The following is a 26,317-nucleotide window of genomic DNA, read 5'->3' as shown; positions in this document are numbered from 1 at the left end:
GGTATTTCTTGCTGGTTTTGTCCCCGTTCGGGCTCGGGTCGCCATCGCCGTCAGACGCGCGGCGGACGCGTACGCGGACGTTTCACGCCCGGTCGTGGACCCAGAAGTCGTCCTCGACGGTGGTCTCCTTCTTGAACAGCGGAACTTCGTCCTTCAAGCGGTTGATCCCGTCCTCCACCGCGCGGAACGCCTCCCCGCGGTGCCCGGCGAGGACGACGACGAAGACGATGTCCTCGCCGTCCTCGACGACGCCGGTTCGGTGGAACAGGAGGACTTCCTCGACGCCGTCGCGCGCCTCCAGTTCGGACTCGATGCTCGCCATTCGCTCCTCGGCGACGCCGTCGTACTTCTCGAACTCCAGCCGGACGGTTCGCGCGTCGTCCTCGTCGTCCTTCGCGCGGACGCGCCCGGTGAACGTGGCGATGGCGCCGGCGTACTCGGCCCGCGGCGACGCCTTCGCCCGTTCGACGAGGCGTTCGAGGGTGACGTGCGGTTCGCCCGCCTCCGCGAGTTCAGCGACGGCGTCGAGGTCGACCGACTCGGCGTCCTCGGCTTCGAGTTCGGCGTCGCCGGCCTCCGCCCCGCCGAGTGCCACCGTGGGCGCGCCGGCGTCGGGGAACCCCGACAGGAGCGCGTAGTCGTACGTCGCGGCCAACTCGTCAAGGACGTCGTCGAGCGTCTTCCCGTCGCCCGCGGCGACCCACGACCCGTCCGCGCCGAGTCCGTAGGCGGCGTCGCCATCCGACGGGGAGTCGAGCGACGGCACCGACTCCGCCGCGTCCCCGCCCGACACGTCCGAGAGCGATTCCACCGTCGCAACGCGCCCGTCGAGCAGGGGTGCGACTCGTTCGCACAGCGCCGTCGCCCCCGGCCCGACGACTCCGAGTAGGTGCATATCCGAAACGGCGGTCTGCGACGGGCTTTAGTGTTGCTCCGCGGGTCCGCTTCGGGCGCGAAGCGCCTCGCTCCGCGATAGGTCGGGCGAGGGACGGGTGAGTCGCGGCGTCAGTCCGTCGCGGACTTGATAACCCTTAAGACCGGTTCGTGGCAACGACGGGGCAATGAGAGTCGTCATTTCTATCGGCGGGAGCGTACTCGCGCCGGAACTCGACGCGAGACGCGTCGAGGGGCACGCGTCCGTCGTCGAGAACCTCGCCCGCGAGGGCTGCGAGATCGGTGCCGTCGTCGGCGGCGGCGGCGTCGCGCGCGACTACATCGGCGCGGCGCGGGACCTCGGAGCCAACGAGGTCCAACTCGACCAGATCGGCATCGACGTGACGCGGATCAACGCCCGCCTGCTCATCGCGGCACTCGGCCCGCGGGTGGACCCCAAGGTCGCGCACGACTACGAGGAGGCGGGCGACGCCATCCGCCGCGGGGACATCTCCGTCATGGGCGGCGTCATGCCCGGACAGACGACGGACGCCGTCGCGGCGGCCCTCGCGGAGTACGTCGACGCCGACCTCCTCGTCTACGGAACCAGCGTCAACGGCGTCTACAGTTCGGACCCGAGCGCCGACGACGGCGCGGAGAAGTACGACGAACTCTCCGCGTCAGAGCTCGTAGACGTCATCGCGCCGATGAGTCGCGACGCGGGGGCGTCCGCGCCCGTGGACCTCCTGGCGGCCAAACTCATCGAACGCTCGAAGGTTCGCACCATCGTCCTCGACGGGACCGACCCCGGGCGAATCGAACGCGCCGTCCTCTCGGGCGACCACGACGGGACGAACATCGTCCCCGAGGGCGTCGGCGACGAACCGAGCTACTGGGCACAGCAGTAGATGACCGAAGATACCCCCGAGTCCGAGGAACTCCCGTCCGTCGAAGCCGAGAGCGAAGCGACGGAGCACCGCGCCTTCTGGGCCGACGAGATAGCCGACCGGATAGAGGCCCGCGACCCGGAGGACCCCATCGTCGTCAAGGGCGGCGTCTCGCCGTCGGGCGTCCCCCACCTCGGCCACTTCAACGAGATAATGCGCGGCTACTTCGTCGCGGAGGCCCTCCGCGAACGCGGCCACGAGGTCCGACAGGTGTTCACCTCCGACGACAAGGACGCCCTCCGGAAGCTCCCGCGGAAACTCGCCGACGACGAGTGGAACATCGTCGGACTCGGCGACGTGAACGCGGGCGCACTCGGCCAGAACCTCGGGAAGCCCTACACGGACATCCCCGACCCCTTCGGCGAAGTCGGGTCGTACGGCGAACACTTCACCAACCTCCTCGAAGAGAGCGCGGAACTCATCGGCGTCCCCATCGAGATGGTGTCGAACACCGAACTGTACGAGAACGGCGACTTCGACCCCGTCGTCCGCCGCGTCCTCGAACGCGCCGACGAGGCGCGCGAGGTGCTGAGCGAGTATCAGGACAAGGTGGACGACGAGTACGTCCCGTTCATGGCGCAGTGCGAGGAGTGCGGCACGCTGACCCAGACGATAACGAGCGTGGACCTCGACTCGGAGACGGTCGAGTACGTCTGCGACGGCATCGACGCCGGCGACCGCCACATCGAGGGGTGCGGCCACGAGGGCACCGCCTCCTTCCGCGAGGGGAAACTGCCGTGGCGGTTCGAGTGGCCCGGCCAGTGGCAGGTCCTCGGCGTCGACTTCGAACCGTTCGGCAAGGACCACGCCGAGGGGTCGTGGCCATCCGGCGACGACATCGCGCGCAACGTCCTCGGCATCGAACCGCCGGTGCCGATGGTGTACGAGTGGTTCACGCTCAACGGCGACCCCCTCTCCTCTTCGGAGGGGAACATCGTCACCGTCGACGAGATCCTCGAACTCCTCGAACCGGAGGTGCTCCGGTACTTCTTCGTCCGCAACCCGAAGAAGGCCAAGGACTTCGACATCTCCCGTCTCGACCAACTGGTGGACGAGTTCGACCGCTTCGAGCGCATCTACTTCGGCGAGGAGGACGACGAGAACCTCGACGCCCTCGCCGACCGGGCGTACCCGTTCGTCGTGGACGAGGTGCGCGACGAACGCGTCCGTCTCCCCTACACGTTCGCGGCCGTCCTCGGCATGACCGACGACAGGGACCTCCGTATTCGGATGGCGACGAACGAGGGCTACTTCGACGATGACACCCCCGAGTGGGCCGTCGAGGAGGCTCTCGAACGTGTCGAACGCGCGCACGCGTGGGCGCAACGCCTCGACAACCAGTACAACTACCGTCTGCAGGCTGACCTGCCCGACGTGGCGTTCGACGCCGACGTCGAGGCGGCCTTGGCGGACCTGGCGGCGTTCGTCGAGGAGGGTCACGACGGCGAGGAGATACAGGGCGAGATATACGAGGCGGCGAAGCGACACGACGTGGACGTCGGCGAGTTCTTCGAGGCCGGCTACCGCCTGTTCTTCGACCAACCGCAGGGGCCGCGCCTCGGTGAGTTCCTCGGCGAACTCGACCGCGACCTCGTCGTGAAACGGTTGCGCCGGGAAGCCTGACCGGCCCCGTTCTCCCTCAGTTCTCCTCTATCGCGTCCACGACCACCGCGCCGACGACGACGAGTCGGGGGTCCACGGACGCGGTGTCTGTGAGGTCTATCTGGTACTTGTCCCGGAAGGAGAACGACTCGTGAATTGACCCCAACGACTCGCCCGAGGGCCCCTCCACGTTGTAGGTGAAGGGGAGGAACGTCGTCACGTTCCGGCGGATGATGGCCTTCAGAACGCTGTCCTCGCGGATGTACGCCACCGTCTCCCCGTCCGGGCCGAGGAGGGCGTACTCGTGCTTCGCAAACGAGATGGCGCTTCGCTTCACCGACCCGATTCGCTCGCCCGTCTTCGAATCTACGATGTCGTAGGCGGCGGCGATGTCGAGGACGCTGTCGGCCTTCGCGCGGAAGCGTTCCTCGCCGGTGTCGGCGTCGGTAAAGCGGAAGTCCTCCTTCAGGCGGAGTTTCTTCTTCTTTGACTCGAGGATGGGCCGGCCGTCCTCGTAGACGCGGTACTTCGTGCTGATTCCGAACTTCTGTCTGACCTCGTAGTGCGTCCCTTCGAACATCTCTGTCGGGTACTCCTCCGCCCTGTCATATACTCCTTGGGACGGCGGGGGGCCGACTCGGAACGCTCCGACAATCCGAACGTCTTTCACCGGCGCGTACTTCCCTTCCTCTGATGAACACGCTACTGTGGGTTCTCGTCGGCCTGCTGGCGTACTCGTTCGCCGCTTTCTTCCTCCGACGACGCGGTCTCCTCCCCTCCTCGGTCAAGGTACAGGGTCCGTTCACCACGATACACACGAAACGCGGTCGCGACTTCATCGACTGGCTCGCGACGCCCAAGCGCTTCTGGCGGGCGTGGAGCAACGTCGGCGTCGGCGCCGCCCTCGTCATCATGTTCGGGATGTTCTTCTTCCTCCTGGCGCAGGGCGTCTTCATCCTCCAGAACCCGCCCGCGCCCTCGGCGGTCAATCAGCCGCAGAACTTCCTCGTCATCCCCGGCGTCAACGACTTCCTGCCGCTTTCGGTGGCCCCCGAAATCGTCTTCGGCCTCCTCGTCGGACTCGTCGTCCACGAGGGCGGCCACGGCATCCTCTGTCGCGTCGAGGACATCGACATCGAGTCGATGGGGGTGTTCCTCTTCACGGTGCTTCCCCTCGGCGCGTTCGTCGAACCCGACGAGGAGAGCCAACGCAACGCCGACAGAGGCGGCCGAACCCGGATGTTCGCCGCGGGCGTGACGAACAACTTCGCCGTCACCATCGTCGCGTTCGCCCTGCTGTTCGGCCCCGTCATCGCCTCCATCGGCGTCGCGCCCGGCATGGCCGTCGCCGGGGCGTACGACGGGTCGGCCGCGGCCGCCGGCGGCATCTCGCAGGGCGACCGAATCACCGCCGTCGGGGGGATGCCCGTGAGCAACCAGAGTTCGCTCGACAGAGCGCTTCTGAACGCCGACGCGCGGTCGGTGCAGGTCGAACTCAACGGCGGACAGAGCGCCGCCGACCGCGAGACGCGGACCGTGACGGTCCGACGGTCACTCGTCGTCGCCGGCACCGTCGCGGGCAACCCCGCGAACCTCTCTGTGGGCAGCGGCGACGAACCCATCCGCGTCGAGGCGGTCAACGGGACGCCGGTGTACACCCAACGCGGCTTCTCCGAGGCGGTCGGTCGGGACCGGTTCGCCGAACTGACCACCTCCCGCGGTACGGTGACGATTCCCGTCGGCGCGTACGTCACGTCCGTCGCCTCGAACGGCCCCGTCGCCGACGCCGGCGTCCCCTCGGCACCGTTCGTCATCACCGCCGTGGACGGGACGCGCGTCACCTCCTCGACGGAGCTCGGGCGCGTCTTAGACGGCATCTCGCCGGGGGAGACGGTGTCCGTCGAGGTGTACAAGGACGGGTCGTTCAGCACGTACGACGTGACGCTGGGCGAGAACCCCCGCGACGGCGGCGGCTTCCTCGGCGTGAACCTGTTCGGGACGAGCGGACTGCTCCTGACCGACTTCGGCGTCCAGTCGTACCCCGCGGGGACGTACGTCTCGCTCCTCGGCGGCGACGGCGGCCCGGACGCCGCGTCGCTGTCAGGCGGCGTCGCGGACTCGCCGCTCGGAGCGGTGTACGTCTCGCTCATCCTGCCGTTGGCGTCGCTCGTCCTCGGCATCCCGAACTTCCCGGGCTTCACGCAGAACGTCTACAACTTCTACGCGGTGACCGGACCGCTCGGGTTCCTCGGAACCGGGGTGTTCCTGCTCGCCAACGTCTGCTTCTGGATGGCGTGGATAAACCTCCAGCTCGGCATGTTCAACTGCATCCCCGGCTATCCGCTCGACGGCGGGCGCATCCTGCGGACGAGCGTCGAGGCCGTCGTCTCCCGCTTGCCCGTGGACGAACCGTACCCCCTCGTCAGAACCATCACCACGAGCGTCGGCGTGACGATGCTGCTGTCGCTGTTGGTGCTCATCTTCGGGCCGACGGTCCTCGGCGGGTAGCCGGTTACTCGCCGTCTTCCTCGACGCCCTCGCGGTCGTAGAACTCCTCGGGCGTCGCGTCGATTCGCTCGAACTCGCCGAAGTCGCGTTCGTGGTGGCGAATCAACTGCTCGATTATCCACGAACTGAACGTCTCGTCGTAGCGCCACCCGTCCGCCGGCGGTTCGAGTTCGAACCGCTCGTCGGTGGCGAAGCCGACGTAGACGTGGTAGAAACCGAGGATGATGTCGGCGAACTCGCTGGCTTTCCCGCCCGCCTCGCGGCGTTTCTCCGCGAGTTCCTCCTCGCCCGCCTCGGTGAGTTCGAAGTACTTGCGGTCGGACTCCTCCTCGCGTTCGACCCGTTCGGCCCAGCCTTTCTCCTCGAACTTGTAGAGGATGGGGTAGACGGACCCGTACGACGGTTCCCAGTGACCGCCGCTTATCTCGGTTATCTCCTTGAGTATCTCGTACCCGTACCGCGGTTTCTCTTCCAGCAGTTCCAGCACTAAGTACGAGATGAGGCCTTTCGGCGGGCCGCTTTTCCGCATCGGAAGTTGTTTCCGACTATCCGCGTGAAAGAGTTTCGGTCCGGACAGTTTCGCCCGCCGGCCGCCGATTCGGGCGGTTCTCGAACCGCGGCGACGACTCGCAACTCCCATACGGGAGGGATTCCAACTCACCGGTATGCCAGAGGCCCCACCGACCGACGAGGGCTGGTTCGTCCTGCACGACTTCCGAACCGTCGACTGGGACGCGTGGCGCGACGCGCCCGCCCACGAACGGGAACGCGCGATAGAAGAGGGCGTCGCGTACCTCCGAACGCACGAGGCGGTCGAGGACGCCGAGGAGGGGGCGTCGGCCGTCTTCTCCGTCCTCGGTCACAAGGCCGACCTTCTCGTCGTCCACCTCCGACCGACGCTCGACGACCTCTCGCGCGCCGAACGCCAGTTCGAACGGACGGCGCTGGCGGCGTTCACGGAGCAACCGACCTCGTACGTCTCCGTGACGGAGGTGTCGGGCTACGTCTCACAGGAGTACTTCGAGGGCGACAAAGAGGAGGTGGACGCCGGCCTCCGCAACTACATCGAGGGGAAACTGAAGCCCGACATCCCCGAGGACCAGTACGTGGCGTTCTACCCGATGTCGAAGCGCCGCGGCGAGGAGTACAACTGGTACGACCTCTCCTTCGAGGAGCGTTCGGAGATGATGTCCGACCACGGCGACACCGGCCGCGACTACGCCGGGAAGATAAAGCAGGTCATCGCCTCCTCCGTCGGATTCGACGACTTCGAGTGGGGCGTGACCCTGTTCGCCGAGGACCCCGTCGAGATGAAGAACATCGTCTACGACATGCGGTTCGACGACGTCTCCTCGAAGTACGGCGAGTTCGGCCGGTTCTACGTCGGCCGCCGCTTCCCGCCCGCGGACCTCGGCGCGTACTTGGAGGGCGAGGCGGTTCCGACGGCCGACCACGACTCCCCGCACGGCGAACACGGCGGCGCGCACGGCGAGGCGCACGGTCACGCCCACGGCGACTCCGCGCACCACGGTGACGGCGGCGGCGGCCACCACGGCCGCGGCGGCGGAAGCGCCCACGGCGACGCCCCGCACGGCGAGGACGGCGGGACGTCCGGCGACATCCGCGGCGAACTCGAAGACCTGAACATCTACGCCGGGAAGCCCCACGGCGAGGACGTCTACGCGACGGTGCTCTACTCCGAGGCCGACACCGACGAGTTGTTCGAGGAGGTGGAGGGCCTCCGCGGCAACTTCGAGCACTACGACACGCACGTCAAGACGGCGGTGTACGAGGCGAACGAACGCGACCGAAGCGCCGTCGTGAGCATCTGGGACACCCAGTCGGCCGCCGAGACGGCCGCCGGGTTCCTCTCGGAACTCCCCGGCATCGTCTCCCGCGCGGGCGAGGAGTCCGGATTCGGGACGATGGGGATGTTCTACACGGTCAAATCCGACTACCGCGAGGAGTTCGTCGAGAAGTTCGGCACCGTCGGCGGCCTGCTGGAGGAGATGGACGGCCACCAAGACACCGACCTGATGGTGAACGTCGAAGACGAAGACGACATGTTCATCGCCAGCCAGTGGGACGCCCGCGAGGACGCGATGGCGTTCTTCCGGTCCGACGAGTTCCGCGACACCGTCCAGTGGGGTCGGGACGTGTTGGCCGACAGACCCCGACACGTGTTCCTCGCCTGAGACGGACCGACGCACGAACGAACCCCGCTCTTTCTCCTTCGGTCAGACACGGTTACCACTGCACGTCAGACGCCCCTCGGGCGAGCGGTTTCGAATGGAAACGAAGGGGTTCAGTACTCGTACTCGCGTTCGCGCCGTCTCGACGCCCCGTCCGCGAGTTCTTCCGTCTCCAGCAACCGTTCGAGGCGGCGTTCGAACTCGTCGTGACCTATCTCCCCGGCGGCGTACCGCTCGCGCAGACGCGCTATCGCCCGTCCCTCGTCCGCCGTCTCGTACTCGTTCCCGTAGCCGGTTTCGTACTCCTCTCCTCTGCTCGGGGCGGTGCCGGCGTCGTTCCCGAACGCTCTCTGAATGAGTGCGTCTACGCCGTACCCCATCGCCGTGAACACCGGAGCGAGGATGAGAAACGCCATCACGGGATTCCCGCCGGAGAACAGCACCAAAAGCGTCATCCAGAGGGCGACGACGAATCCGAGCAGCGCCGGATTCTCTTTCAACGTCTCTGCCTGTACGGAGAACCACTCGCTCGCGCTTCGGAGGGCGGACATACCGCGCTAATTGACAACCGGACGAAAATAACTTTGCCTCCCGCCGCCGCGATCGCCGCCGCTGACGCCGGGAGAGTCGACTCAGCGGAGTTCCGCGCCCGAAGCGGTGAGTCGCGTCCGGTTCGGGAGGACGCCCGGCGCGCCGACGGCCAGCACCGTCTCGCCGACCATCGCCATCGTCGCCGACCCGCCCGCCGCGGTGACGTCTGCGACGGCGGTACGCACGGCGTCCGTCGCCAACCCGCTCTCGTCGGCGAACCGCCACGCCGCATCGAACAGTTCCGGGAGGGGCGCTTCGGGGTCGAACGACGAGAGCGCTTCCCGCCCCGCGGCGGCGACGGCGGCTATCGCCTCCTTGTCGCCGAGGACGGACACGGTGGAGATGCCGCCGTAGGACGCGTACGCGACCGTCTCGCCGTCGGGTTCCGCGCGCCGCACGCCGTCGCCGGTGTTCCAGACGACGCCGCCGCGGTCCTGCACGAACACGTCGCCGAGGCCCGTCCCCGCCGCGACTTCGGCGCGGTGGGCCGCCCGCACCGACGACTCGCGGGAGCGACCGAGGCCGAACGCCTCGTTCGCCGCGAGGGCGGTCGCGAGCGTGGCGGCACCGCTGGCACCGAACCCCCGCCCGACGGGGACGGCGGCGTCGAGTTCGACGGCGGCGCTGACGTTCAGACGCGACAGGAGGCGTTCGACGGGTTCGAAGTCGGTTCGGTCGCCGTCGAGGCGGACGACCGTCTCCGCGGCGGGTTCGACCGTCGCGGTCACGCCGTCCTCGACGGCGAAACTGACGCCGAGAGAGCCCTCCTCGGGGTCGTCCTGCGGAACGAACACGACGGTCACGCTCCCGGGCGCGTATGCGCGTTCAGTCACGGTCCCCTCCGTCGGAGCGCGTCGGTCGAGAGCATACGCGGACGTTCCGCGCTCTCGGATAAAAAGTGTCAGTCCGCCCGGCGACGCGACCGGAGGTAGCCTGCCAGACCGAAGAGGCCGGTGATGGCGGTCAGCAGGTCCCACGGCGACGCGTCGGCGTCGCGGGCGCGGGCGTCGCGGCGAATCCACGCCGCGGCGGCGGCGTGTCCGACCGCCGTCAGGGCGAGAAACGCCTTCGTCGTTCGATTCACGGCGTCAGTCGGCGGAACTGCGCGGGCCCGCGCTGGGCTGTTTGTCGATGCCCGCCGCCTCGATGTCGTCGCCGCCGACCGACGAGCGGAGTTCGTCCATCCCGTCGTCGCGGTCGATGCCGAAGTTGTCCTCGTACAGGTCGGCGACGCGGGTCATCTCCTCCTCGGAGAGTTTCGGCACCTCCGAGGCGGCGGCCCACTCGGTGATGTCCTCCCGCGTGTGGAACGTCGGCGTGACGCTGGCGACGGCGTTGTGGCTCAGCAGGTACGCGATTGCGGCCTGCCCCATCGTTCGCTCGCCGTCTCGCTCCAAGAAGCGGAGCGTCTCTATCTTCTCCCAGCCCGTCTCGTACCACGCGTCGGGGCGGAACCCGCGGTGGTCGTCCAAGTCGTGGCCCGTCTCGGGCGTCACCTGTTCGTTCAGGAGGCCCGAGGAGTGCGGCACGCGCGGGATGAGGCTCGTCGAGGAGCCCGTCTCCTCGATGGTGTCGAGGAAGTGGTTGCCGACCTCCTGTTCGAAGAGGTTCCAGACGAGCTGCACGGAGTCGAACTCCTCTGCGATGGCCATGTCGCCCTCGGCCAGCCAGCCGATGGAGGGGCCGAGCGCCCAGCCGACGGCGTCGACGAGGCCCTCCTCGCGGAGTTCGTCGAGGGCCTCCAACACGTCCTCGTCCACCTCGTCCGCGTTCGCGTTGTGGAGTTGGAGCAGTTCGACGTGGTCGGTGTCGAGGCGTTCGAGGCTCTTCTCGGTCGCAGAGCGAATCCACTCGCCGGTAATCTCCTTCGGGAGTTCGCCGTGACCCGCCTGCGGGTTGTTGTAGAAGTCGTAGCCCACCTTCGTCGCCAGCGTCACGTCGTCGCGGTACTCCGCGATGGCCTCGCCGACGACTTCCTCGCTGTGGCCGTGGCCGTACACGTCGCCGGTGTCGAAGTAGGTGATGCCCCGCTCTATCGCGTGGTGAATCAGGTCGATGGAGTCCTGCTTCGACCGGTCGCCCCACCAGTCGGTGCCGACGACCCACGCGCCGAATCCGACTTCGCTGACCTCCACGTCCGAATCGCCCAGCGTCCGGTAGTTCATATCGCGTGCTTGGTATTCGGGTCACTTTAGCCCACCTTTTTGCGCCTCGGGTGCGCGAAGCGTACCTCGCGGTACGAGTCGTATCTCGAACGGTCCGCCACGGATGCCGATTACATCGCCGCGGTGCAGGTGGTATCTGCGTCTATGTTTTTCGTCGCTCGGAGCGTACGATAGACGTGGCAACCGAAAACACAGATCCGAAGGAAGTCGCTCGCCGCTACGTCGAGGTGGTGTGGAACGAGGGGAACGTCGGAGCGATGGACGACATCCTCACCGAACGTCAGGTGTACCACGACCCGACGGATGACGGAGCGGAACCGCTCTCGGAGTTCAAGGAGTTCATCCGGGGATACCACCGGGCGTTCCCGAACCTCGATTTCACCGTCGACCGATACATCGCCGAGGGTGACCTAGTCGCGTTCTGGGGACGGGCGACGGGAACTCACGAGGGTTCGTTCATGGGAATCGAACCCACCGGCAACCGCATCGACATCATGGGCATCAACGTCGTCCGTATCGAAGATGGGAAAGTCGCCGAACGGTGGGCGAACTTCGACATCTTCGGCATGCTCAGCCAACTCGGGCACGACCTACTGCCCGCATAGAGCGTTCGTATCTACTTCGGCTGTGTCGAGCGGTTTGGGAGAGAAGCGGTACGCCGAAGTACCGCCGAGCACCCGTGAGCGGTTCGCCGACCGAGCCGTCTTCGACGTCGGCCCTTTTGCACCGGCTTTTCCTGCCTCGGGCCACACTCCGCGCGACTACTCGGCGCAAAAAGGTGGGTACTATTCCACGAGTTAATACCTCGTCCCCTCGAACGACAGCGACGATGGACGAACTCCCCGTTCGCGTCGCGTTCCTGCACGCGGACGAACTCACGGACGAACAACGCGCCGCCCGCGAGTGGTGCGAACGCTCCGTCGCCGCCGTCGAGAGCGTCGCGCTCGGAGACGTCGCCGCCGGCGAACGCTCGCTCTCTCGGTTCGACGCCGCGTGGTGGCACCGCGACGGCCCGTTCGACCCGGTTCGAGGCGAGGCGGCCGCCTGCGCCGACGCCGTGACGGCGTTTCTCGAGGCCGGAAACGGTCTCCTCCTGACGCTCCGGGCCCTCTCGGCCGTCGAACCGTTCGGCATCGACCCCGTCGCGCCGGACGCCGTCGGCGCCGAGACGCCGGCGGACCCGAGCGGACTCCTCAAGAAGCGCACGTTCGACGACCACCCCCTGTTCGAGGGATTTCCCCTCCGCGAACTCCACACCCAACCGGCCGAGGCGGCGCGGCCGTTCGCGCGGTACGAGGGGTCACTCCCGGCCGCCGGCGACGTACTCGCCTCGACGATTCGCGGCGAGGCGTTCCACGTCGCGCAGAAGGCGGCGTTCGCGTGGCGCGTCGGCGAAGGTGATACGTACGGCGTCGGCTCGGAAGTCGCCTTCCTCCCCGGGCGGGACTTCGAGGCCGCGGAGGCGCAGCGACGAATTCTCCGCAACGCCCTCGCCCTCCTCGGCGGCGACGCGCGTCGCCGCCCGCGGTTCACCGACCGACCGGACGACTCGGCGGGGTTCGAGGCGGTCCGCGAGGAACTCGCCGCCGACCACCGGCGGCCGCGCTACCACCTCTCGCCGCCGGGGGGATGGCTGAACGACCCGAACGGGATAATCCAGCACGAGGGGACGTACCACGTCTTCTACCAGTACAACCCCGGCGGGCCGTTCCACGGGACCATCCACTGGGGGCACGCGACGAGCGAGGACTTGGTCCGCTGGGAGGACCGCCCTGTCGCCCTCGCGCCCGACCCGGACGGCCCGGACCGAGACGGCGTCTGGTCGGGGTGCGCCGTCCGCGACGAGGACGGGACGCCGACGCTCGTCTACACGGGCGGGCGCGGGCGCGACCAACTCCCCTGTCTGGCGACGACGGACGACCCGACGTTGGACACGTGGGAGAAACACGGCGAGAACCCCATCCTCTCGGCCCCCACCGACTCCATCGACCTGCTCGAAACCGACGACTGGCGCGCGGAGTTCCGCGACCACAACGTCTGGCGCGAGGGCGTTGACGAGGGGACCTCGTCAGGCCGCCGGACGGAGTCCGGCGATGACACGTGGTACCACCTCATCGGCGCGGGCGTCGAGGACACGGGCGGGGCGGCGCTTCTTTACAGAGGACCGAACCTCCGCGAGTGGGAGTACGTCGGCCCCCTCTTGGTCGGCGACTGGGAGGGCCACGGCGTCGTCTGGGAGTGTCCCGAACTGCTCGACTTCGGCGAGAAACAGGTGTTGCACGTCTCGAACTACAGCCACGTCGAGTACTTCCTCGGCACCGCCGACCTCGGGGACCCCTCCTTCGAGGTGGAGCACCGCGGACGACTGGACTACGGCGATTACTACGCCCCGCAGTCGACGCGGACGGACGACGGGCGCGTCCTCACGTGGGGGTGGACCCCCGAGGCCCGCGACGCGGAGGCGCAGTGGCACGCCGGGTGGTCGGGGCTGTTGACCGTTCCCCGCGAACTGTCCGTCGAGGGCGGCGAACTCCGTCAGCGACCCGCGCGGGAACTGGCCGACCTTCGCCGCCGCCGCGCCGCGGAGGGGGATATCTGCCTCACCCCCGGCGAATCGCGCACGCTCGACGTGTCCGGCAACGCCTACGAACTCGCGTTCGACGCGCGGACGGAACCGGGGGCGACGCTCGAACTCGGCCTGTTCGAGTCGCCCGCCGGCAACGAACGAACCGCCGTCCGCTACGACGGCGACGAACTCGTCGTGGACCGCTCGGAGAGCGCTCTCGACGGCGTGCCCGATACGAGCGAGCAACGGATGCCTGTCGAGGGAGACTCCCTGTCGCTCCGCGCGTTCGTGGACGGGTCCGTCGTCGAACTGTTCGCGAACGAACGGCGCTGTCTCACGAGTCGCGTCTATCCGACGCGGGCGGACGCCGAGGGCGCGTCGTTCCGGGCCGTCGGCGGCGACGTCGAACTCGCGGAGACGGCCGCGTGGGAACTCGGCGCGGCGTTCGAGGCGCGGGAGCGCTGACCGAGAGTCGAGGTCAGTACTCTCCGTCTCCGTCGCCATCGCCGCCCTCCGCTCGCTTCCACCACGGTTTGGGCAGTTCCTCGCGGGGAAGCGGCAGATGGCCGTGGTCGAGTGCGCCGACGACGCGCGTCTCCGCCCCGTCGAGTTCGATTCGGACGGTGGGCGCGAGCGTTCCGCCGAAGCGACGACGCTGTTCGTCCTCCGGGAGGAGGGCAACGTCGTCCATCGTCGGGCGGTCGTACTCGCGGTAGTTGAAGAAGGAGGTGGCGAGGAGTTCGTCGCCGTGGTCGTACGCCAGCCACGAGTACGCTTGGAACGGCGCGCCCGCCGGGTTCGTGACGACCATCCCGTGGCCGTTCAGCGGTTCGTAGTCGCCGCGCAACCCGTCGGCGACGAAGCCGTAGAGGGCGTCGTACCCCTCCAGTCCGGGGGCGAACGTGTGGACGTGGCTGGAGACGAACAGGTAGTACCGCCCCTGACGGACGACGAGGTGCGGGCGTTCGAGTTCCTGATTCACGCAGACGGCGTCTAAGAGGGGCGGCCGGAGTTCGAAGTCCGTCGGGTTGCCCGTCGGCGAGTGGGCGACACCGACGCTCCCGTTGAACTCCTGTTGGCCGGCGTCGCCCCCGCAGGCGTCGGAGCCCTCCGGAACCGGCGTGTTCGCCTCGAACAGCAGGTACGTCTCGCCGGAGGCGGGGTCCTCGAAGAACCACGGGTCGCGGAACGTGTACGTCATCCCGCGGTACTGGGCTTCCGTCTCGTACCACTCCCCGTCGGGTTCGAGCAGAATCGAGTGCTCCCACGGGCCGTCGACGGTCACTCCGTCGTCGTCGACGGTCACCGCTCCGCCCTCCGCGAGAGCGATTCGCTGCGAGTAGGAGAGTTCCTTCTCCCTCGCGCGCCCGGCGGCGGTGTAGTAGCAGTAGAGGGTTCCGTCGTCGTAGAGCACCGACCCCGCCCACTGCCGAGAGCCGAACGCCTCGCCGTCGAACACCGGCCCGCCCGTCTCCCAGTTTTCCCCGTCATCGGAGTAGAAGTAGCGGAGGGTGGCCACGTCGTGGCGCTTTCCGGGGAGCAGGTCCGAGGACGCCGTCAGCGCCACGATGACCCGATAGCCGTCGATTTCGGCGATACTCCCGTCTCGCTCCCGGAGGAACCACGTGTCCCAGACGTGGAGTTCGTCGTCGATCCGTTCGTCCGTCGGGTAGATGACCGGCGCGACGTTCGAGTCCTCGCGCCGGAGTTCGGACGCGTGGTCGCGCATCCACGCCGCCCGCGCCGGCGCGTCCGACGGACCGTCCGGTCCTCGATTGCCGTCCATGGCGACATCCTCTCGGACGCCGCTAAAGTGCGCGTCGGTCTCTCATCGTTGACTCACGCGGTAGTAGTTCACCCCGCTCCGTCGCCGATATCGAATCGCCGCAGTACGCACTCGTATCCGCCGAAATCGCGGAACGACAGGCGAGGAGATCCGGTTCACCACCGCCTGCGCACAACCGAACCGATTTGTCTTCGGGAGGCGAACCTAGGTGCAATGACGAAAGTCCACGTCTCTCTCCCTGAGGAGGCGGAGCGGAACGTCCAGTCGTTCATCGACGAGGTGGACGAGCGACTCTCCTCCGAGGAGGACACCTGTAAGGTCGTGAGAGACGTTCTCATCGACCTCTACGGCGACCGCGGGGCGTACGAGCGGTGGCAGGCGGGCGAGGATATCTCCGCGGCGGAACGCGTTCGGCTGCAGGGGTACGACCCCTGCAACGCGACGCTGGAGTCGGAGTACTACGCGGAGAAGGACGAAGAGGCGTTCACGCGCTCGAAGCACCTCCAGTGGCTCTGGCGGCAGTTCGACGCGACGCCGATGGCCGACAACATCCACTTCGCGCTCCGGTTCCGGCAGATGCTGGCGAAGCATCTCTTCGACGAGTGCGGGGACAACTGCCGCTTCTTCAAGGGCATCACGTTCACCTACGGCCACAACATCACCGTCGGCGACAACACCGTCGTCCACGACGACGTCCACCTCGACGACCGGGGGAAGCTGACCATCGGCGACCGGGTGTCCATCTCGGACAACGCCCACATCTACAGCCACGACCACGACATCGTGGACCAGACGCAAGTCGAGAACTTCCACACCATCGTCGAGGACGACGCCCGCGTCACGTACGACTCGATGGTGCGCGCCGGATGCCGCATCGGGAAGAACGCCGTCGTCGGCGCGCGCGCCGCCGTGCAGGGCGACGTGCCCCCCCATCACATCGTCGTCGGCATCCCCGCCAAGAGCGTGAAGGTGAAACCGGGGTGGGAGTCCGTCGCGGAACCCATCGAGGACCGACTCACGAACCGGCAGGACGAGCGGAAGATCCCGTACGACCTGCCCGACGGGTTGGACGCGTTCGACGAGTTCGACCGCGACCTGTCGCCGCCGGACGCCTCCTGACCCCGACCTGCGGGCGGACGCCGACGAACGCGTCTCGGCCGCCGCGTTCCCCCGCGACCGAAGGATAAAGTGTCTTGGTATCGTTTATCACGGTATGGACGCGTGGGGATGGATAGTCGTCTACGCCATCGGCCTCACGGTGCTCCAGCTGGTGGTGTACCGATACCTCCTCAGCGACGACGAGGGCGTCACGTACGAGGGGGGGTTCGGGAGCGACGGGGAGGACGCGGAGTCGCGTGCGCGGACCGCGCCGCGGGGACGCGACGCGGTGGGCGTCTCGCGCCTGCAAGCGACGGAGGCGTGGGACCGGGAGCAGACCCGGTCGGACGCGCGCGTCTGTCCGCGGTGCGGGGTGGAGAACGAACCCGACCGAACCTTCGACCGGTGTTGGAACTGCACGAGTCGGCTCACGTGACGCGCCCGTCCGCCCGACGACGCTCTCGCCGACGTTCGACCGCCGCGTAGTCCGACCGCTCCATTCATGCCCCGCGCAATCGCCATCAACGTCGCCGCCAACACGAACCTCCCGGGCGTCCGGGGGCCGGTATACCCCGACGGGACGTTCGCCTACGTCCCGATCCCCGAACGAGAACCGACGCGTCCCGCCGCCTCGGTGCCGACGTACGCGGACCTCGACCCGCCGGTCGAACTCCCCCCGGAGGTGATGGACCGACCGGTCCACCTCGACCCGGAGTTCGAGACGTACCCCTTCTGCGAGTCGTACACGTACGGCGACGAACACGCGGTGAAGGCGGGTCCGCTCTCGACGCTCGACCCCGGCGATTGGCTCCTCTTCTACGCCACGCTGGATTTCCACGGCGAGTACGAAGACGCCGCCTCTCACCTCCCGCCCGACTGGGGCGTCTACCTCATCGGCGCGTTCGAGGTGGACGTCGCGGTGACGGGAGAGGAGTACGAGACGCTCCCGACGGCCGACCGGGAACGCTTCGCCAACAACGCCCACGTCAAGCGCGACCCGTTCGACGCGAAAGTCCTCGTCGCCGGGACGCGGAACTCCCGCCTGTTCGACCGGGTGGTCCCCCTCAGTTCCCCGACGGCGGGCGCGGAGGCGAACGAAATCGTCACCCGACTGTCGAACGACTCCGGCCGCGGCCCGTGGTGGCGTCGCCGCCTCTGGTTCGACGAGGACGCCGCCGCGACGCTTCTGGCACTCCTCGACTCCCGGCAGTTCGCCGAGTTCTTCGGGTGACCATCCGGCAATCCGGCGCGTAGCGAGGATTATCTCCTCAGCGCGCGATTAGTGAGCCTATGGCAACGACTCAGAGCGACGGGTTCACCGCGGTCGAGCACCGAATCATCCAGGGACGGGAGGTGCGCATCCTCCGGTACCCCGACGAACTGCACATCCAGTGGCGCCCCGGCCGCCCCGTCTACTACGGCGTCCGCGTCGGCGACCGAATCAAGAACGCCGCGAGCGACGTGGAGTCGGTCCGCATCGACGAGTGGGAAGTCGCGGAGATCACCCCCGAACGCGTCGTCGGTCGACACGCCCGAACCGGCGAGGAGACGACGTGGGACCGCGAAACCTTGGAGAAGGCGTTGGTCGTCGGTCGGTACGCGACGAACCTCTCGGAGTTCGCACTCGTGACGGCGTACCCCGTCGGCAGTTGGGCGGCGTACGACCCCGAGGCGGCCCCGGGACTGGAGTACCGCGGCCGACCGTACCTCACGGTCATCGCCTACGGCAACAACGGCGAGAAGTACGGCCGTCGATACCGCTTCGCCGCGGAGGGCGACGCCGCCCGCGTCGAACTCACCGAGGAGGACCCCAAGATAGCCCGCCTCTCGGAGGCGATGCGCGACCACCTCGACGAGGTGATCGCGACGGCACTCGAAGACGACGGCTACGTCGTCGTCTCCCCGCCCGAATCGGGGACGGACGCCGCCGGCGACGCTCACGCTCGAACGTAATTCTCGACGGCAAACCTTTTCACCCCTGCTACGGAGTCGCGTTCATGAACCGACGCGACGAACCGACTGCTCGACCGCTCTCTCGCCGCAATCTCCTCTCGCTCTCCGCCGTCGGGGCGGCGGCCCTCGCCGGGTGCGGCGGAACGAACGCCCGAAACGACGACCGAACCGCGACCGGCGAACCCACCGACGACGGAGGCACCGCCGACGGAACCGCGACCGAGACCGAAACCGCGACCGCCGCCGCCGACGACCGGACGAGTCTCGGGTACGTCAGAGTGGTGAACCGCCACGGCGAGGCGCACACGATGCACGTCCTCGTCGAACGCGGCGGCGAGGTGGCCTTCTGGTCGTCCTACCGACTCGGCACCGGGTCGAACGAGGCGATGAAACGGGTAGAGGGGCCGTGGACCGACGGTCGAGGGAACTACACGGTCCACTTCCGAATCGACGAACGCGAGGAGTGGCGGACGTTCGACACCGGGAAGACCGACTTCCCGTGCTACGGCCTCGAAGGCCGCATCGACGCCGACGGCGGACTCGGCGTCTGGGTCGAAGACACGCCCGACGCCTGCGTGACGACTACGGCGCGGGAGTAAGGAACCGGCTTCGCCTCGGAGAAGATGCGCCGACCGGGAGTTCATCGAGCGAAGCGAGGTGAACGTCGGCGGCGGACGACTGACAGGAGTGCGCCGACCGGGAATTGAACCCGGGCTATTAGCTTGGGAAGCTAATGTCCTACCACTGGACCATCGGCGCGCACGTCGTTCGCACCGAGCATCGACGGACACCGTCCGTCTCGGCGTCGGCGCTCGCATCGAAATCAGGGCGCGGCCGTTTATATCGATTACGAATGACACCCCGGAGCCCTCTCGACCCTATCACCTTAGGCATCAGTGCGAAAGTGTAGCGAAACGAGTGATAACCGCGGTCAGAGGCACCTATCTCGAGTTCTCCCCTCCTTGCGTCAGTACGTTCTCGACGGAGCGAGTGGCGACAACCGTTCGCTCCGCCGGATAGACCGGCGAACTGATACTGAGGCCTAAGTGCGACCCACGCGAGGCGACGACCATGAGCGACTCCGATACCGGACCGGTGGCGGTGCCGCGTCAGGTCCACTGCGAACTCGTGACGATGCGCCAGATGGGGACGCACGACATGCTCTCGGAGGAGGTTCTCGACGGGCTAGCGGAGTACAACTTCGACGCGGCGCGGCAGTGGGTCCTCGAACACCCCGACGAGTACGTCCGCGCCCTCGACGAGGGCACGACGGTGAAAGCGGGCGGGGACGCGGACACGTCGTCCGAGCGAGCGTAGTCCGGACCCGACCGAATCTCGTTCTCGTCGCAGTCTCCCCCCGTCAGCGCCGCCTCTCGCCGCGTAGAAACTCGAAGCAATCCGCGCCCGGTTGATGAGCGAGCGAGAATCTGACAAACTAAATACAATACCGAGAGAGGGTGTTAAACCGGATAATTTGCCGATACTCGCACACTCAGGGGCATCCCGTATCAGATATATGTGACATTGGGTTGTGACTTCAGACGGTGTCATAGATGTTCTACCACGAAGGCGACCAACTCCAGTACAAGGTCGAAGTCGAGGAGCCGGACCCGGTGTTCGCGAAGATGCTGCAGGAAGGCATCGGCGGCGTCGAAGGCGAACTCCGCGTGGCCCTCCAGTACATGGCGCAGGCCATAGGCCTGCCGAAGACGGAGGAGTTCAAGCCGTACCGCAGAGCGCTCATCGACACGGCCGCCGAGGAGTTCGGCCACATCGAGATGTACGCGACGGCTATTCACAAGAACCTCCAAGGCGCACCGGTCCAGCTGAAGGAGGACGTTCTGGACGGGAACGACTACGCGACGCTCGCGGGACTGCAACCCCGACAGTTCCTCTCCAGCGGTCTGAACCCTCTGTTCGTGGACGCCAACGGCGCGCCGTTCAACGGGAACTACGTCGTCGCCTCCGGTAACCTCGCGGCCGACATGTGCGCGAACATCTCGGCAGAGTCCACGGGTCGGCAACTCGCGTGCCGCCTGTACGAGATGACCGACGACTCCGGCATGAAGGACATGCTCGCGTACCTCATCGCCCGCGACACGATGCACCAGAACCAGTGGGTGCAGATTCTGAAGGACCTCGCCGACCCCGAGGACCCGTGGGACGTGTTCCCCATCCCGGACAGTTTCCCGGACGAAGCGGAGAATCAGGAGTTCAACTACGCGTTCATGTCCACGAACCTCGAAGAGCAGCCCGACCCCGAGACGCCGTGGACGACGGGGAAGTCCCCGGACGACGAGGGGACGTTCTCCTACACCACCCAACAGGACCTGGAGGGGTACGACCCCGGAATACAGCCGTCGAAACCCGAGACGTTCAACGACCCGTCGCCGCAGGGCGAAGACGCCTTCGCGGGTGACGGCGAGAACCACACCGAGACGGAGACGAAGACGCACACGGAGACCGAAACCGACACTCCGACGAACACGACCGATTCGACCGACGACGGCGACGGGAAGTAACCGGTGACGGAGTATTCGTCCAATGACCACGACTAACGACGCTCGCGGGTCCCGCGGAAGCGACCGATATCCGACCTCGCGCCGGACGTTCCTCGCGATGGCGGGGGCGACGGCCGGGGCCGGTCTGGTGACGGGGTCTGCGGCGGACGGTGCGGGGCGCGCCGGAACCGTGACGATAGACGCGAGTCCGTCCCAACGCGCCGCGGCGGGCATCGCCCTCGACGGACTTCGGACCCGGAATCCGAGCGCGGACGTCTCCCTCGACGTCGCGGAGACGACGGAAGCGCTCGGGCGGTTCGCCGAGGGCGAGGTGGACGTGTTGGTCGGTAGCCGACCGATACTGCCCGACGAACGGGCGCGCGCGGCCGAGAACGGCGTCGCGTTCGAGGGCCGGGAGATTCCGACCGACCGGATGGCGTTGCTCCCGCCGGGGGCGTGGTGCGACTGCCTCCGGCCGAACCGACTCGCCGAGACGTGGGGCGGCGACGGACCCGTCGAGACGTGGGCGGAAGTCGCGCGGGGCGGCGCGGCGGGTACGGCGGGCGCGGTCACCGCCCACCGCCCGTCCGACGCGGCCGGCGGGGAACGCGGGGCGAGTCGCCGTTCGCGCGCGGCATCTCCGGCGTCGGACGGAACGGTCCTCGTCCGAGGCGTCAGGGAGTTCCAGTACGCGACGGGCTCCGGCGGCGTCGGCTACTACGCGCCGGGGAGCGACGCTCTGGCCGCCCCCGACGCCGCAGAGCGAAACGGCGAGTCGACCCCGCTGGTCCGACTCGGATTTCTCTACGCGAACCGCGAGTCGCTTCGGCGACGGCCGGTCGAGGAGTTCCTCCGGACGTACGCGAGACAGAGTGCGCGGCGCGTCGGCGGCGTTCCGTACTTCGCCAATCCGATAGACGGCGTGTGACCGGCCGTCCGCCGCCTCCTTTCTCAATCGCACCGGTCCGATAGCCGCACGATGCGGGGCTACCCGTTCGACACCGGGAACGAACTCCGCCCGCGCCCCGACTCGGCGCGAGACGCGTCCCCGTAGAAAGCGCCATCGTCGCCCCGCGCGTATGGGTAGTATGTCTCCGAGGATTCCCACACGTCCCCGCTCGAACCGCAGCGCCCGCAAAATCCAGTTCCGCGAGTCGAAGTCGCTCCGCGGAGGGGGCGGGCGGTGACCGCCGGTCCCGAAACGTTCGACTCTGCGGCCCCCGAGGCGCGGGAAGTCGCCGGCGTCGCCGGAACCAACCGCGACGAGTTCCTCGAACTGATGCCGCACTACTACCGCGGCGAGGTGTCCCAAAGCGGGACCCTGCTCGCTCGACTCGACCTGACGACCGACTGGGCGATAGTCGTGGTGGCGGCGGTGCTGGCGCTCGCGTTCCAAGGGACGGACACCACGGCGTACCTCCTCCTGATAGGGATGGTCGCCGTCTCGTTGTTCCTCCTGTTCGACGTGCGGCGGTACCGGACGTACGACGCGAGTCGGTCCCGCGTCCGCGTGTTGGAGGAGAACCTCTTCGCGAACTCGCTTCACCCCTCGGGCGCGCCCCTCGAAGAGTGGCGCATCGAACTCGGCAACGACCTTCGGACGCCGACGCTCAAGGTGTCGTACCGCGAGGCGCTATCGCGCCGACTGCGGCGCGTCTACTACCCCCTCTACGTGCTGTTGGGGGTTGCGTGGCTCTTCCGCGTGACGCTGTTCGAACCGGAGCAGTCGCTGTTAGCGACGGCGTCCGTCCCGGGCGTCCCAGGCGCCGTCGTCGTCGCGGCCGTGGGAGGGTTCTTCCTCCTCGTCACCGCACTCACCGTCTGGCCGATTCGGCGGCAGGCGAAAGGCGAGTTCCACGGCGCGAAGCCCGGGAGTTGGAAGCGCTGAGGTGACGCGATTTCCCCCCTCGCGCCGGCGAGTCTGGGTCGCGAGTTCCGATTCGACTACCAACATATGTAGGTGGTGAGGAGATATCGACGGAGCGCGTACAACAGAATAAGCGTAGGCGGCCCGGGGCGGGCGCGGCCGACCCGACCGACGCACCACGACCATGAACGAAGAACTCCTCAGCAGGACCCGAAACGCGAACAGCACGGACGAACGCCTCGACGCGTTGGCGGCCGCGGTCGAAAAACAGGGAGAGCAGATTCGGTGGCTCGAAACGGCCCTCAAAGCCGTCGGGAGGGCGACGGGCGTCAACGTCTGCGGTCGCTGCTCGAAGTGTTCCGACGGCGTGATGCTGTCGCGGGACGGCGTCCTCAAGTGTAGCTCCTGCGGCACGACGTGCTACCTCGGCTGACGCCCGCGAAAGTGTTCGCACAGTCAGGAACGACAACCGTTTTCCAAACTGGTTTGGCGGGGTCCTCTTCTCCGTCGCCGGTGTATCTGTAGGTGCCCGAGTCCAACGGAAGCGGGAGCGGCGGCGAGCGGACCCCGTTCGCCGGGGACGCGGGCAGGAGAGTGAGACACCCATGTTACAACCGACGATCGCTCAGGTACTGTCGCCCCTTCAGTTCAGCGGCGATTTCCTCTACTACGCGCTGGTGTTCTTCGTGTTGGCACTGGTCGCGTACGCAGTCGGTGCACAGGGAATCGCCGGACTGTCGATGGACATTGCGAAGATTCTCGTCGTGGTGTTCCTGGTGTTAGCCGTCGTCGCGTTGCTGCTTTAGCCACACGCCGACGGCACCTCACGATTTTCGACGCGCTCCGCCCGCGCACACCGCCCGCCCCGACGTGATCGGCTGGACGTTCGTCCACCGGACGCCGACAGCACGTGACTATTAGTTCTCCGAGACGGTATTCGCAGTCGATGAGCGAAGAAACGACGGTTCTCAGTCAGTCGGCCCCGCTCGACCTCCGCCTCTCGGACGAAGAACTCGAACGGACGCGCGACCACATCCTGCAGTTCATCCGCGACGTCGTGGACGACGCCGGCGCGGAGGGCGCGGTTCTCGGTCTCTCGGGCGGTATCGACAGCACGGCCACGGCGTACCTCGCGGCGGAAGCACTCGGCGAGGAGAACCTCCACGGCGTCGTGATGCCGAGCGAGGTCAACGCCGAGGAGAACATGAGCGACGCCGAACGCGTCGCCCAGGCGCTCGGAATCGAGTACGACGTCGTCGAGATTCAGCCCATCGCCGAGCAGTTCTTCGAGGCGTTCCCCGAGGCGGCCGACGACAAGCGCGCCGCCGGCAACGTCTACGTGCGGACGCGGGGCATCCTCGGCTACTTCGTCGCCAACTACGAGAACAACATCGTCCTCGGGACGGGCAACCGTTCGGAGGCGCTGTTGGGCTACTTCACGAAGTTCGGCGACCAAGCGGTGGACTGCAATCCCATCGGAAACCTCTACAAACAGCAGGTCCGGCAACTCTCCGCCTCGATGGGCGTTCCGGACGACCTCGTGGCGAAGACGCCCTCCGCGGAGATGTGGGCCGGACAGACCGACGAACAGGAGATGGGGATGGATTACGACACCCTCGACGCCGTCCTCGCCCTCCACGTCGACGGCCCCCTCTCGAAGGCGGCCACCGTCCGAAACCTCGACGTCTCCGAGTCGCAGGTCGAACGCGTCGTCGAACTCTACAAACGGAGCGAACACAAGCGCCGCATGCCGCCCGCGCCCGAGTCGCTTCGTCCCTAACACCGATTTCGGATCTTTTGGGCGCTCTCTCTCTCCGTTCTTCACTCCCGGTCGGCGGCGATGTCGTCGGCGTACCGCCCGTGGAGACGCGCGAACGCCTCCGCTTCCGCCCGTTCGCGGGCGTCGTCGTCCGCCTCGTCGCGGAGGCGTTCTTTCACGACCCGAAGCGCGTCGGGGCGGTTCTCGGCTATCTCCTCGGCCACCGGCCGCGGGTCGGCGACGACGCGGGAGACGAGTCCCATCCGCAACGCCTCCCCGGCGTCTACGACCCGCCCCGAGAGCGCGAAGTCCATCGCCTCGCCCTCGCCGACGACCCGCGGGAGGCGAACCGTCCCGCCCCACGCGCCGAACAGGCCGAACTGCACGCCCGGTTCCGCGAACGTCGCGGCGGGCGTCGCGACCCGAACGTCGCATGCGAGGGCGAGTTCGACGCCGCCGCCGCGGGCCGCACCGTCGATACCGGCGACGACGACGGCGTCGGCGTCCGCGACGGCGGCGGCGACGCGTTGGCCGTGGCGCGCGAACGCCTCGGGGTCCGAGAGGGCGGTCACGGTGTCGAGGTCCGCGCCCGCGCAGAAGGCGTCCTCGCCCGCGCCGCGGAGGTAGACGACCGGCGTCTCCGCGGCGTCCGCCTCCGCTATCGCCGCGCGCAGGGCGTCGAGGTCCGTGGGTCTGAGCGCGTTTCGCCGGGCCGGCCGGTCGATGGTCACCGTCCGAACGCGTCCGTCCGCCGTCGTCCGAATCATGCGCCGTTCTCCGGTGCGTTTTCCAAAGGTCTTTGCCCCTCCCGCCGTAACCCTCGCTCGATGGACGACGCCGTGCGGGCCCGCGATACCGCGCGCGAAGTGCTCGACGACATCGAACCCGAACGCCTCAGAGAGGTGCTGTTCGACCGCCTCGCCGACACCTCGATGACGCCCGCGGTGCTGACGTTGTTGAGCGCGCGCGCACTCGACCCGGGCATGGACGCCGACGCAGACGCCGCAGAGAAGTCCTCTGCGGGCCGCCGGACGAACGCCGGCGATACCGACGGAATCGCGAAGCAAGCCGCCGGCGTACAACTCATCTACGAGGGCCTCCGACTCACCCGTTCGCTCGCCCACGACGTCCCGTGGACGACGATGACGGACGACAGCGACATCGCCGAGGGAACCTCGGCAAGCAGTCGGGCGAAGCCCGACGACATCGCCGCGGACTTGGACGTTCTCGCGGCGGACGTACTCGTCTCTCGGGGGTTCTACCTCCTCGCCCGCACGGACGCGGCCACCCGCGCCGTCGAGGTGGTTCGGGCGTTCGGCCGCGACCAGACCCACCGCCGCGCCGAGGGCGCAGACACGGCGGCCCTCGACCGGAACTTGGAGGCCGACATCTTCGCGCTCGCCGTCCTCACCGGCACCACCGCCGTCGGCGGCGAGGCGTCGCCCGCGTTGTTGGAGTACGCGACCGACCTCGGCCGCGAGTGCGACGTGGAGGACGGCCTCGCTCCCGCCGCGACGGCGTTCTCCGAGGCGACGACCGACCGCATCGCCTCGCTGTCCGCCGCCGAGGCGGGGTCCGACGAGCGTGTGCCCTCGTCCGCGACGGACAGATAGCCCCCGTGAAACTCCCTGTCGCACCGCATCCGAATCGAAACGCCTAAAGAGAGTTCGGCATTATCAGAAGACGCGCCTGGGTAGCTTAGCGGTAAAGCGCGTCCTTGGTAAGGACGAGAGCCCGGGTTCAAATCCCGGCCTAGGCTTTTTCTGGAACCTACGTTCGGAGCGTTGCGTCTCGTCGTAATCGTCCCGTCACTCTTCCCGAATAGGAAGTCCGAAAATCGGTTCTCTGGCGTCGTCGTGACCCTATCTGAGCGAGGTAATTCCCCGTTACCCGACGGGCCCGAACATAC

The 26,317-nt window shown here is 67.6% G+C and carries 28 protein-coding genes and 2 tRNA genes; 20 read left to right on the top strand and 10 right to left on the bottom strand.

What is annotated here, in order from left to right:
- Positions 1-82 precede the first annotated feature (82 nt).
- Complete coding sequence (locus ACZ522_RS10035) at positions 83-895, bottom strand: molybdopterin synthase (protein WP_379692482.1); 813 nt, start codon at positions 893-895, stop codon at positions 83-85.
- 166 nt (positions 896-1,061) lie between these two features.
- Between ACZ522_RS10035 and pyrH the strand changes: the two genes are divergently transcribed.
- Together pyrH and lysS are read left to right on the top strand one after the other, a co-directional pair.
- Positions 1,062-1,781: a UMP kinase gene (gene pyrH, locus ACZ522_RS10030; protein ID WP_379692484.1), complete on the top strand. Its 720-nt coding sequence runs from the start codon at positions 1,062-1,064 to the stop codon at positions 1,779-1,781.
- Positions 1,782-3,443, top strand: coding sequence for a lysine--tRNA ligase (lysS, locus tag ACZ522_RS10025; protein ID WP_379692485.1), 1,662 nt, complete (start codon positions 1,782-1,784; stop codon positions 3,441-3,443). It begins immediately after the preceding gene.
- Between the two features lie 16 nt (positions 3,444-3,459).
- On the opposite strand, the gene ACZ522_RS10020 is transcribed toward lysS, so the two are convergent.
- Complete coding sequence (locus ACZ522_RS10020; RefSeq protein ID WP_379692486.1) at positions 3,460-4,002, bottom strand: LURP-one-related family protein; 543 nt, start codon at positions 4,000-4,002, stop codon at positions 3,460-3,462.
- A gap of 113 nt (positions 4,003-4,115) precedes the next feature.
- Between ACZ522_RS10020 and ACZ522_RS10015 the strand changes: the two genes are divergently transcribed.
- Positions 4,116-5,930 carry a site-2 protease family protein gene (locus ACZ522_RS10015; RefSeq protein WP_379692487.1) on the top strand — a complete coding sequence of 605 codons (1,815 nt, stop codon included), beginning with the start codon at positions 4,116-4,118 and terminating at the stop codon, positions 5,928-5,930.
- 4 nt (positions 5,931-5,934) lie between these two features.
- On the opposite strand, the gene ACZ522_RS10010 is transcribed toward ACZ522_RS10015, so the two are convergent.
- Positions 5,935-6,459, bottom strand: coding sequence for a PadR family transcriptional regulator (locus ACZ522_RS10010; RefSeq protein ID WP_379692489.1), 525 nt, complete (start codon positions 6,457-6,459; stop codon positions 5,935-5,937).
- Positions 6,460-6,595: 136 nt separating this feature from the next.
- Here ACZ522_RS10010 and ACZ522_RS10005 point away from each other — a divergent pair, with 136 nt between their 5' ends.
- Positions 6,596-8,125 carry a heme-binding protein gene (locus ACZ522_RS10005; RefSeq protein ID WP_379692490.1) on the top strand — a complete coding sequence of 510 codons (1,530 nt, stop codon included), beginning with the start codon at positions 6,596-6,598 and terminating at the stop codon, positions 8,123-8,125.
- A gap of 110 nt (positions 8,126-8,235) precedes the next feature.
- Here ACZ522_RS10005 and ACZ522_RS10000 read toward each other — a convergent pair whose 3' ends face one another.
- From ACZ522_RS10000 to ACZ522_RS09985, 4 genes are all read right to left on the bottom strand, one after another.
- A complete protein-coding gene (locus tag ACZ522_RS10000) occupies positions 8,236-8,673 on the bottom strand; it encodes an SHOCT domain-containing protein (RefSeq protein WP_379692492.1) in 438 nt (145 codons plus the stop codon).
- Between the two features lie 81 nt (positions 8,674-8,754).
- On the bottom strand, positions 8,755-9,546 hold the full coding sequence (locus ACZ522_RS09995) for a GHMP family kinase ATP-binding protein (protein WP_379692494.1): 792 nt from the start codon (positions 9,544-9,546) through the stop codon (positions 8,755-8,757).
- Between the two features lie 68 nt (positions 9,547-9,614).
- Positions 9,615-9,797, bottom strand: coding sequence for a hypothetical protein (locus ACZ522_RS09990; RefSeq protein WP_379692495.1), 183 nt, complete (start codon positions 9,795-9,797; stop codon positions 9,615-9,617).
- A 4-nt stretch (positions 9,798-9,801) separates the two neighbouring features.
- Positions 9,802-10,878 carry an aldo/keto reductase gene (locus ACZ522_RS09985; RefSeq protein ID WP_379692497.1) on the bottom strand — a complete coding sequence of 359 codons (1,077 nt, stop codon included), beginning with the start codon at positions 10,876-10,878 and terminating at the stop codon, positions 9,802-9,804.
- Between the two features lie 176 nt (positions 10,879-11,054).
- Between ACZ522_RS09985 and ACZ522_RS09980 the strand changes: the two genes are divergently transcribed.
- Together ACZ522_RS09980 and ACZ522_RS09975 are read left to right on the top strand one after the other, a co-directional pair.
- On the top strand, positions 11,055-11,483 hold the full coding sequence (locus ACZ522_RS09980; protein ID WP_379692498.1) for an ester cyclase: 429 nt from the start codon (positions 11,055-11,057) through the stop codon (positions 11,481-11,483).
- A 224-nt stretch (positions 11,484-11,707) separates the two neighbouring features.
- Positions 11,708-13,909 carry a GH32 C-terminal domain-containing protein gene (locus ACZ522_RS09975; protein WP_464391807.1) on the top strand — a complete coding sequence of 734 codons (2,202 nt, stop codon included), beginning with the start codon at positions 11,708-11,710 and terminating at the stop codon, positions 13,907-13,909.
- Between the two features lie 13 nt (positions 13,910-13,922).
- On the opposite strand, the gene ACZ522_RS09970 is transcribed toward ACZ522_RS09975, so the two are convergent.
- A complete protein-coding gene (locus tag ACZ522_RS09970; protein ID WP_379692501.1) occupies positions 13,923-15,230 on the bottom strand; it encodes a glycoside hydrolase family 68 protein in 1,308 nt (435 codons plus the stop codon).
- A 213-nt stretch (positions 15,231-15,443) separates the two neighbouring features.
- Between ACZ522_RS09970 and ACZ522_RS09965 the strand changes: the two genes are divergently transcribed.
- The 5 genes from ACZ522_RS09965 (at position 15,444) to ACZ522_RS09945 (ending at position 18,880) form a co-directional block, all read left to right on the top strand.
- Positions 15,444-16,349 (top strand): acyltransferase, encoded by a 906-nt coding sequence (locus ACZ522_RS09965; protein WP_379692502.1) that lies wholly within the window; start codon positions 15,444-15,446, stop codon positions 16,347-16,349.
- Positions 16,350-16,443: 94 nt separating this feature from the next.
- On the top strand, positions 16,444-16,764 hold the full coding sequence (locus ACZ522_RS09960) for a DUF7577 domain-containing protein (RefSeq protein WP_379692504.1): 321 nt from the start codon (positions 16,444-16,446) through the stop codon (positions 16,762-16,764).
- 66 nt (positions 16,765-16,830) lie between these two features.
- Positions 16,831-17,559 carry an Nmad3 family putative nucleotide modification protein gene (locus tag ACZ522_RS09955; protein ID WP_379692505.1) on the top strand — a complete coding sequence of 243 codons (729 nt, stop codon included), beginning with the start codon at positions 16,831-16,833 and terminating at the stop codon, positions 17,557-17,559.
- Between the two features lie 59 nt (positions 17,560-17,618).
- Entirely contained in the window at positions 17,619-18,281 is a 663-nt protein-coding gene (locus ACZ522_RS09950) for a hypothetical protein (protein ID WP_379692507.1), read from the top strand.
- A 44-nt stretch (positions 18,282-18,325) separates the two neighbouring features.
- Positions 18,326-18,880 carry a hypothetical protein gene (locus ACZ522_RS09945; protein ID WP_379692508.1) on the top strand — a complete coding sequence of 185 codons (555 nt, stop codon included), beginning with the start codon at positions 18,326-18,328 and terminating at the stop codon, positions 18,878-18,880.
- A gap of 89 nt (positions 18,881-18,969) precedes the next feature.
- Here ACZ522_RS09945 and ACZ522_RS09940 read toward each other — a convergent pair.
- A tRNA-Gly gene (locus tag ACZ522_RS09940) sits at positions 18,970-19,040 on the bottom strand.
- 312 nt (positions 19,041-19,352) lie between these two features.
- Here ACZ522_RS09940 and ACZ522_RS09935 point away from each other — a divergent pair.
- The 7 genes from ACZ522_RS09935 (at position 19,353) to ACZ522_RS09905 (ending at position 24,429) form a co-directional block, all read left to right on the top strand.
- A complete protein-coding gene (locus tag ACZ522_RS09935; protein ID WP_379692509.1) occupies positions 19,353-19,598 on the top strand; it encodes a hypothetical protein in 246 nt (81 codons plus the stop codon).
- Between the two features lie 236 nt (positions 19,599-19,834).
- Complete coding sequence (locus ACZ522_RS09930) at positions 19,835-20,803, top strand: manganese catalase family protein (RefSeq protein ID WP_379692510.1); 969 nt, start codon at positions 19,835-19,837, stop codon at positions 20,801-20,803.
- A 22-nt stretch (positions 20,804-20,825) separates the two neighbouring features.
- Entirely contained in the window at positions 20,826-21,710 is an 885-nt protein-coding gene (locus ACZ522_RS09925) for a substrate-binding domain-containing protein (RefSeq protein WP_379692511.1), read from the top strand.
- Between the two features lie 255 nt (positions 21,711-21,965).
- Positions 21,966-22,670 carry a DUF2270 domain-containing protein gene (locus ACZ522_RS09920; RefSeq protein WP_379692512.1) on the top strand — a complete coding sequence of 235 codons (705 nt, stop codon included), beginning with the start codon at positions 21,966-21,968 and terminating at the stop codon, positions 22,668-22,670.
- 163 nt (positions 22,671-22,833) lie between these two features.
- Positions 22,834-23,082 (top strand): hypothetical protein, encoded by a 249-nt coding sequence (locus tag ACZ522_RS09915; protein ID WP_379692513.1) that lies wholly within the window; start codon positions 22,834-22,836, stop codon positions 23,080-23,082.
- Positions 23,083-23,254: 172 nt separating this feature from the next.
- Positions 23,255-23,455, top strand: coding sequence for a DUF1328 domain-containing protein (locus tag ACZ522_RS09910; protein ID WP_092531561.1), 201 nt, complete (start codon positions 23,255-23,257; stop codon positions 23,453-23,455).
- 140 nt (positions 23,456-23,595) lie between these two features.
- A complete protein-coding gene (locus ACZ522_RS09905) occupies positions 23,596-24,429 on the top strand; it encodes an NAD+ synthase (RefSeq protein ID WP_379692515.1) in 834 nt (277 codons plus the stop codon).
- Positions 24,430-24,470: 41 nt separating this feature from the next.
- On the opposite strand, the gene ACZ522_RS09900 is transcribed toward ACZ522_RS09905, so the two are convergent.
- Entirely contained in the window at positions 24,471-25,175 is a 705-nt protein-coding gene (locus ACZ522_RS09900) for an enoyl-CoA hydratase/isomerase family protein (protein WP_379692516.1), read from the bottom strand.
- 60 nt (positions 25,176-25,235) lie between these two features.
- On the opposite strand from ACZ522_RS09900, the gene ACZ522_RS09895 reads away from it, so the two are divergent.
- Both ACZ522_RS09895 and ACZ522_RS09890 read left to right on the top strand, forming a co-directional pair.
- Positions 25,236-26,021, top strand: coding sequence for a DUF7114 family protein (locus ACZ522_RS09895; RefSeq protein WP_379692518.1), 786 nt, complete (start codon positions 25,236-25,238; stop codon positions 26,019-26,021).
- A gap of 74 nt (positions 26,022-26,095) precedes the next feature.
- A tRNA-Thr gene (locus ACZ522_RS09890) sits at positions 26,096-26,167 on the top strand.
- Positions 26,168-26,317: the final 150 nt, after the last annotated feature.

The sequence above is a fragment of the Halopelagius fulvigenes genome (assembly GCF_055398025.1).
Note: the sequence above shows the minus strand (reverse complement) of the source record. Positions and strands in the feature narration are given on the sequence as shown.

What these genes read in the sequence shown, in the direction of transcription:
- ACZ522_RS10035 (WP_379692482.1), bottom strand. Translation starts at nt 895, where the DNA reads ATGCACCTACTCGGAGTCGTCGGGCCGGGGGCGACGGCGCTGTGCGAA.
- ACZ522_RS09910 (WP_092531561.1), top strand. Translation starts at nt 23,255, where the DNA reads ATGTTACAACCGACGATCGCTCAGGTACTGTCGCCCCTTCAGTTCAGC.
- ACZ522_RS10020 (WP_379692486.1), bottom strand. Translation starts at nt 4,002, where the DNA reads ATGTTCGAAGGGACGCACTACGAGGTCAGACAGAAGTTCGGAATCAGC.
- ACZ522_RS09960 (WP_379692504.1), top strand. Translation starts at nt 16,444, where the DNA reads ATGGACGCGTGGGGATGGATAGTCGTCTACGCCATCGGCCTCACGGTG.
- ACZ522_RS10000 (WP_379692492.1), bottom strand. Translation starts at nt 8,673, where the DNA reads ATGTCCGCCCTCCGAAGCGCGAGCGAGTGGTTCTCCGTACAGGCAGAG.
- ACZ522_RS09965 (WP_379692502.1), top strand. Translation starts at nt 15,444, where the DNA reads ATGACGAAAGTCCACGTCTCTCTCCCTGAGGAGGCGGAGCGGAACGTC.
- ACZ522_RS09970 (WP_379692501.1), bottom strand. Translation starts at nt 15,230, where the DNA reads ATGGACGGCAATCGAGGACCGGACGGTCCGTCGGACGCGCCGGCGCGG.
- lysS (WP_379692485.1), top strand. Translation starts at nt 1,782, where the DNA reads ATGACCGAAGATACCCCCGAGTCCGAGGAACTCCCGTCCGTCGAAGCC.
- ACZ522_RS09950 (WP_379692507.1), top strand. Translation starts at nt 17,619, where the DNA reads ATGGCAACGACTCAGAGCGACGGGTTCACCGCGGTCGAGCACCGAATC.
- ACZ522_RS10005 (WP_379692490.1), top strand. Translation starts at nt 6,596, where the DNA reads ATGCCAGAGGCCCCACCGACCGACGAGGGCTGGTTCGTCCTGCACGAC.
- ACZ522_RS09915 (WP_379692513.1), top strand. Translation starts at nt 22,834, where the DNA reads ATGAACGAAGAACTCCTCAGCAGGACCCGAAACGCGAACAGCACGGAC.
- pyrH (WP_379692484.1), top strand. Translation starts at nt 1,062, where the DNA reads ATGAGAGTCGTCATTTCTATCGGCGGGAGCGTACTCGCGCCGGAACTC.
- ACZ522_RS10015 (WP_379692487.1), top strand. Translation starts at nt 4,116, where the DNA reads ATGAACACGCTACTGTGGGTTCTCGTCGGCCTGCTGGCGTACTCGTTC.
- ACZ522_RS09930 (WP_379692510.1), top strand. Translation starts at nt 19,835, where the DNA reads ATGTTCTACCACGAAGGCGACCAACTCCAGTACAAGGTCGAAGTCGAG.
- ACZ522_RS09900 (WP_379692516.1), bottom strand. Translation starts at nt 25,175, where the DNA reads ATGATTCGGACGACGGCGGACGGACGCGTTCGGACGGTGACCATCGAC.
- ACZ522_RS09925 (WP_379692511.1), top strand. Translation starts at nt 20,826, where the DNA reads ATGACCACGACTAACGACGCTCGCGGGTCCCGCGGAAGCGACCGATAT.
- ACZ522_RS09985 (WP_379692497.1), bottom strand. Translation starts at nt 10,878, where the DNA reads ATGAACTACCGGACGCTGGGCGATTCGGACGTGGAGGTCAGCGAAGTC.
- ACZ522_RS09895 (WP_379692518.1), top strand. Translation starts at nt 25,236, where the DNA reads ATGGACGACGCCGTGCGGGCCCGCGATACCGCGCGCGAAGTGCTCGAC.
- ACZ522_RS09955 (WP_379692505.1), top strand. Translation starts at nt 16,831, where the DNA reads ATGCCCCGCGCAATCGCCATCAACGTCGCCGCCAACACGAACCTCCCG.
- ACZ522_RS10010 (WP_379692489.1), bottom strand. Translation starts at nt 6,459, where the DNA reads ATGCGGAAAAGCGGCCCGCCGAAAGGCCTCATCTCGTACTTAGTGCTG.
- ACZ522_RS09905 (WP_379692515.1), top strand. Translation starts at nt 23,596, where the DNA reads ATGAGCGAAGAAACGACGGTTCTCAGTCAGTCGGCCCCGCTCGACCTC.
- ACZ522_RS09935 (WP_379692509.1), top strand. Translation starts at nt 19,353, where the DNA reads ATGAGCGACTCCGATACCGGACCGGTGGCGGTGCCGCGTCAGGTCCAC.
- ACZ522_RS09975 (WP_464391807.1), top strand. Translation starts at nt 11,708, where the DNA reads ATGGACGAACTCCCCGTTCGCGTCGCGTTCCTGCACGCGGACGAACTC.
- ACZ522_RS09945 (WP_379692508.1), top strand. Translation starts at nt 18,326, where the DNA reads ATGAACCGACGCGACGAACCGACTGCTCGACCGCTCTCTCGCCGCAAT.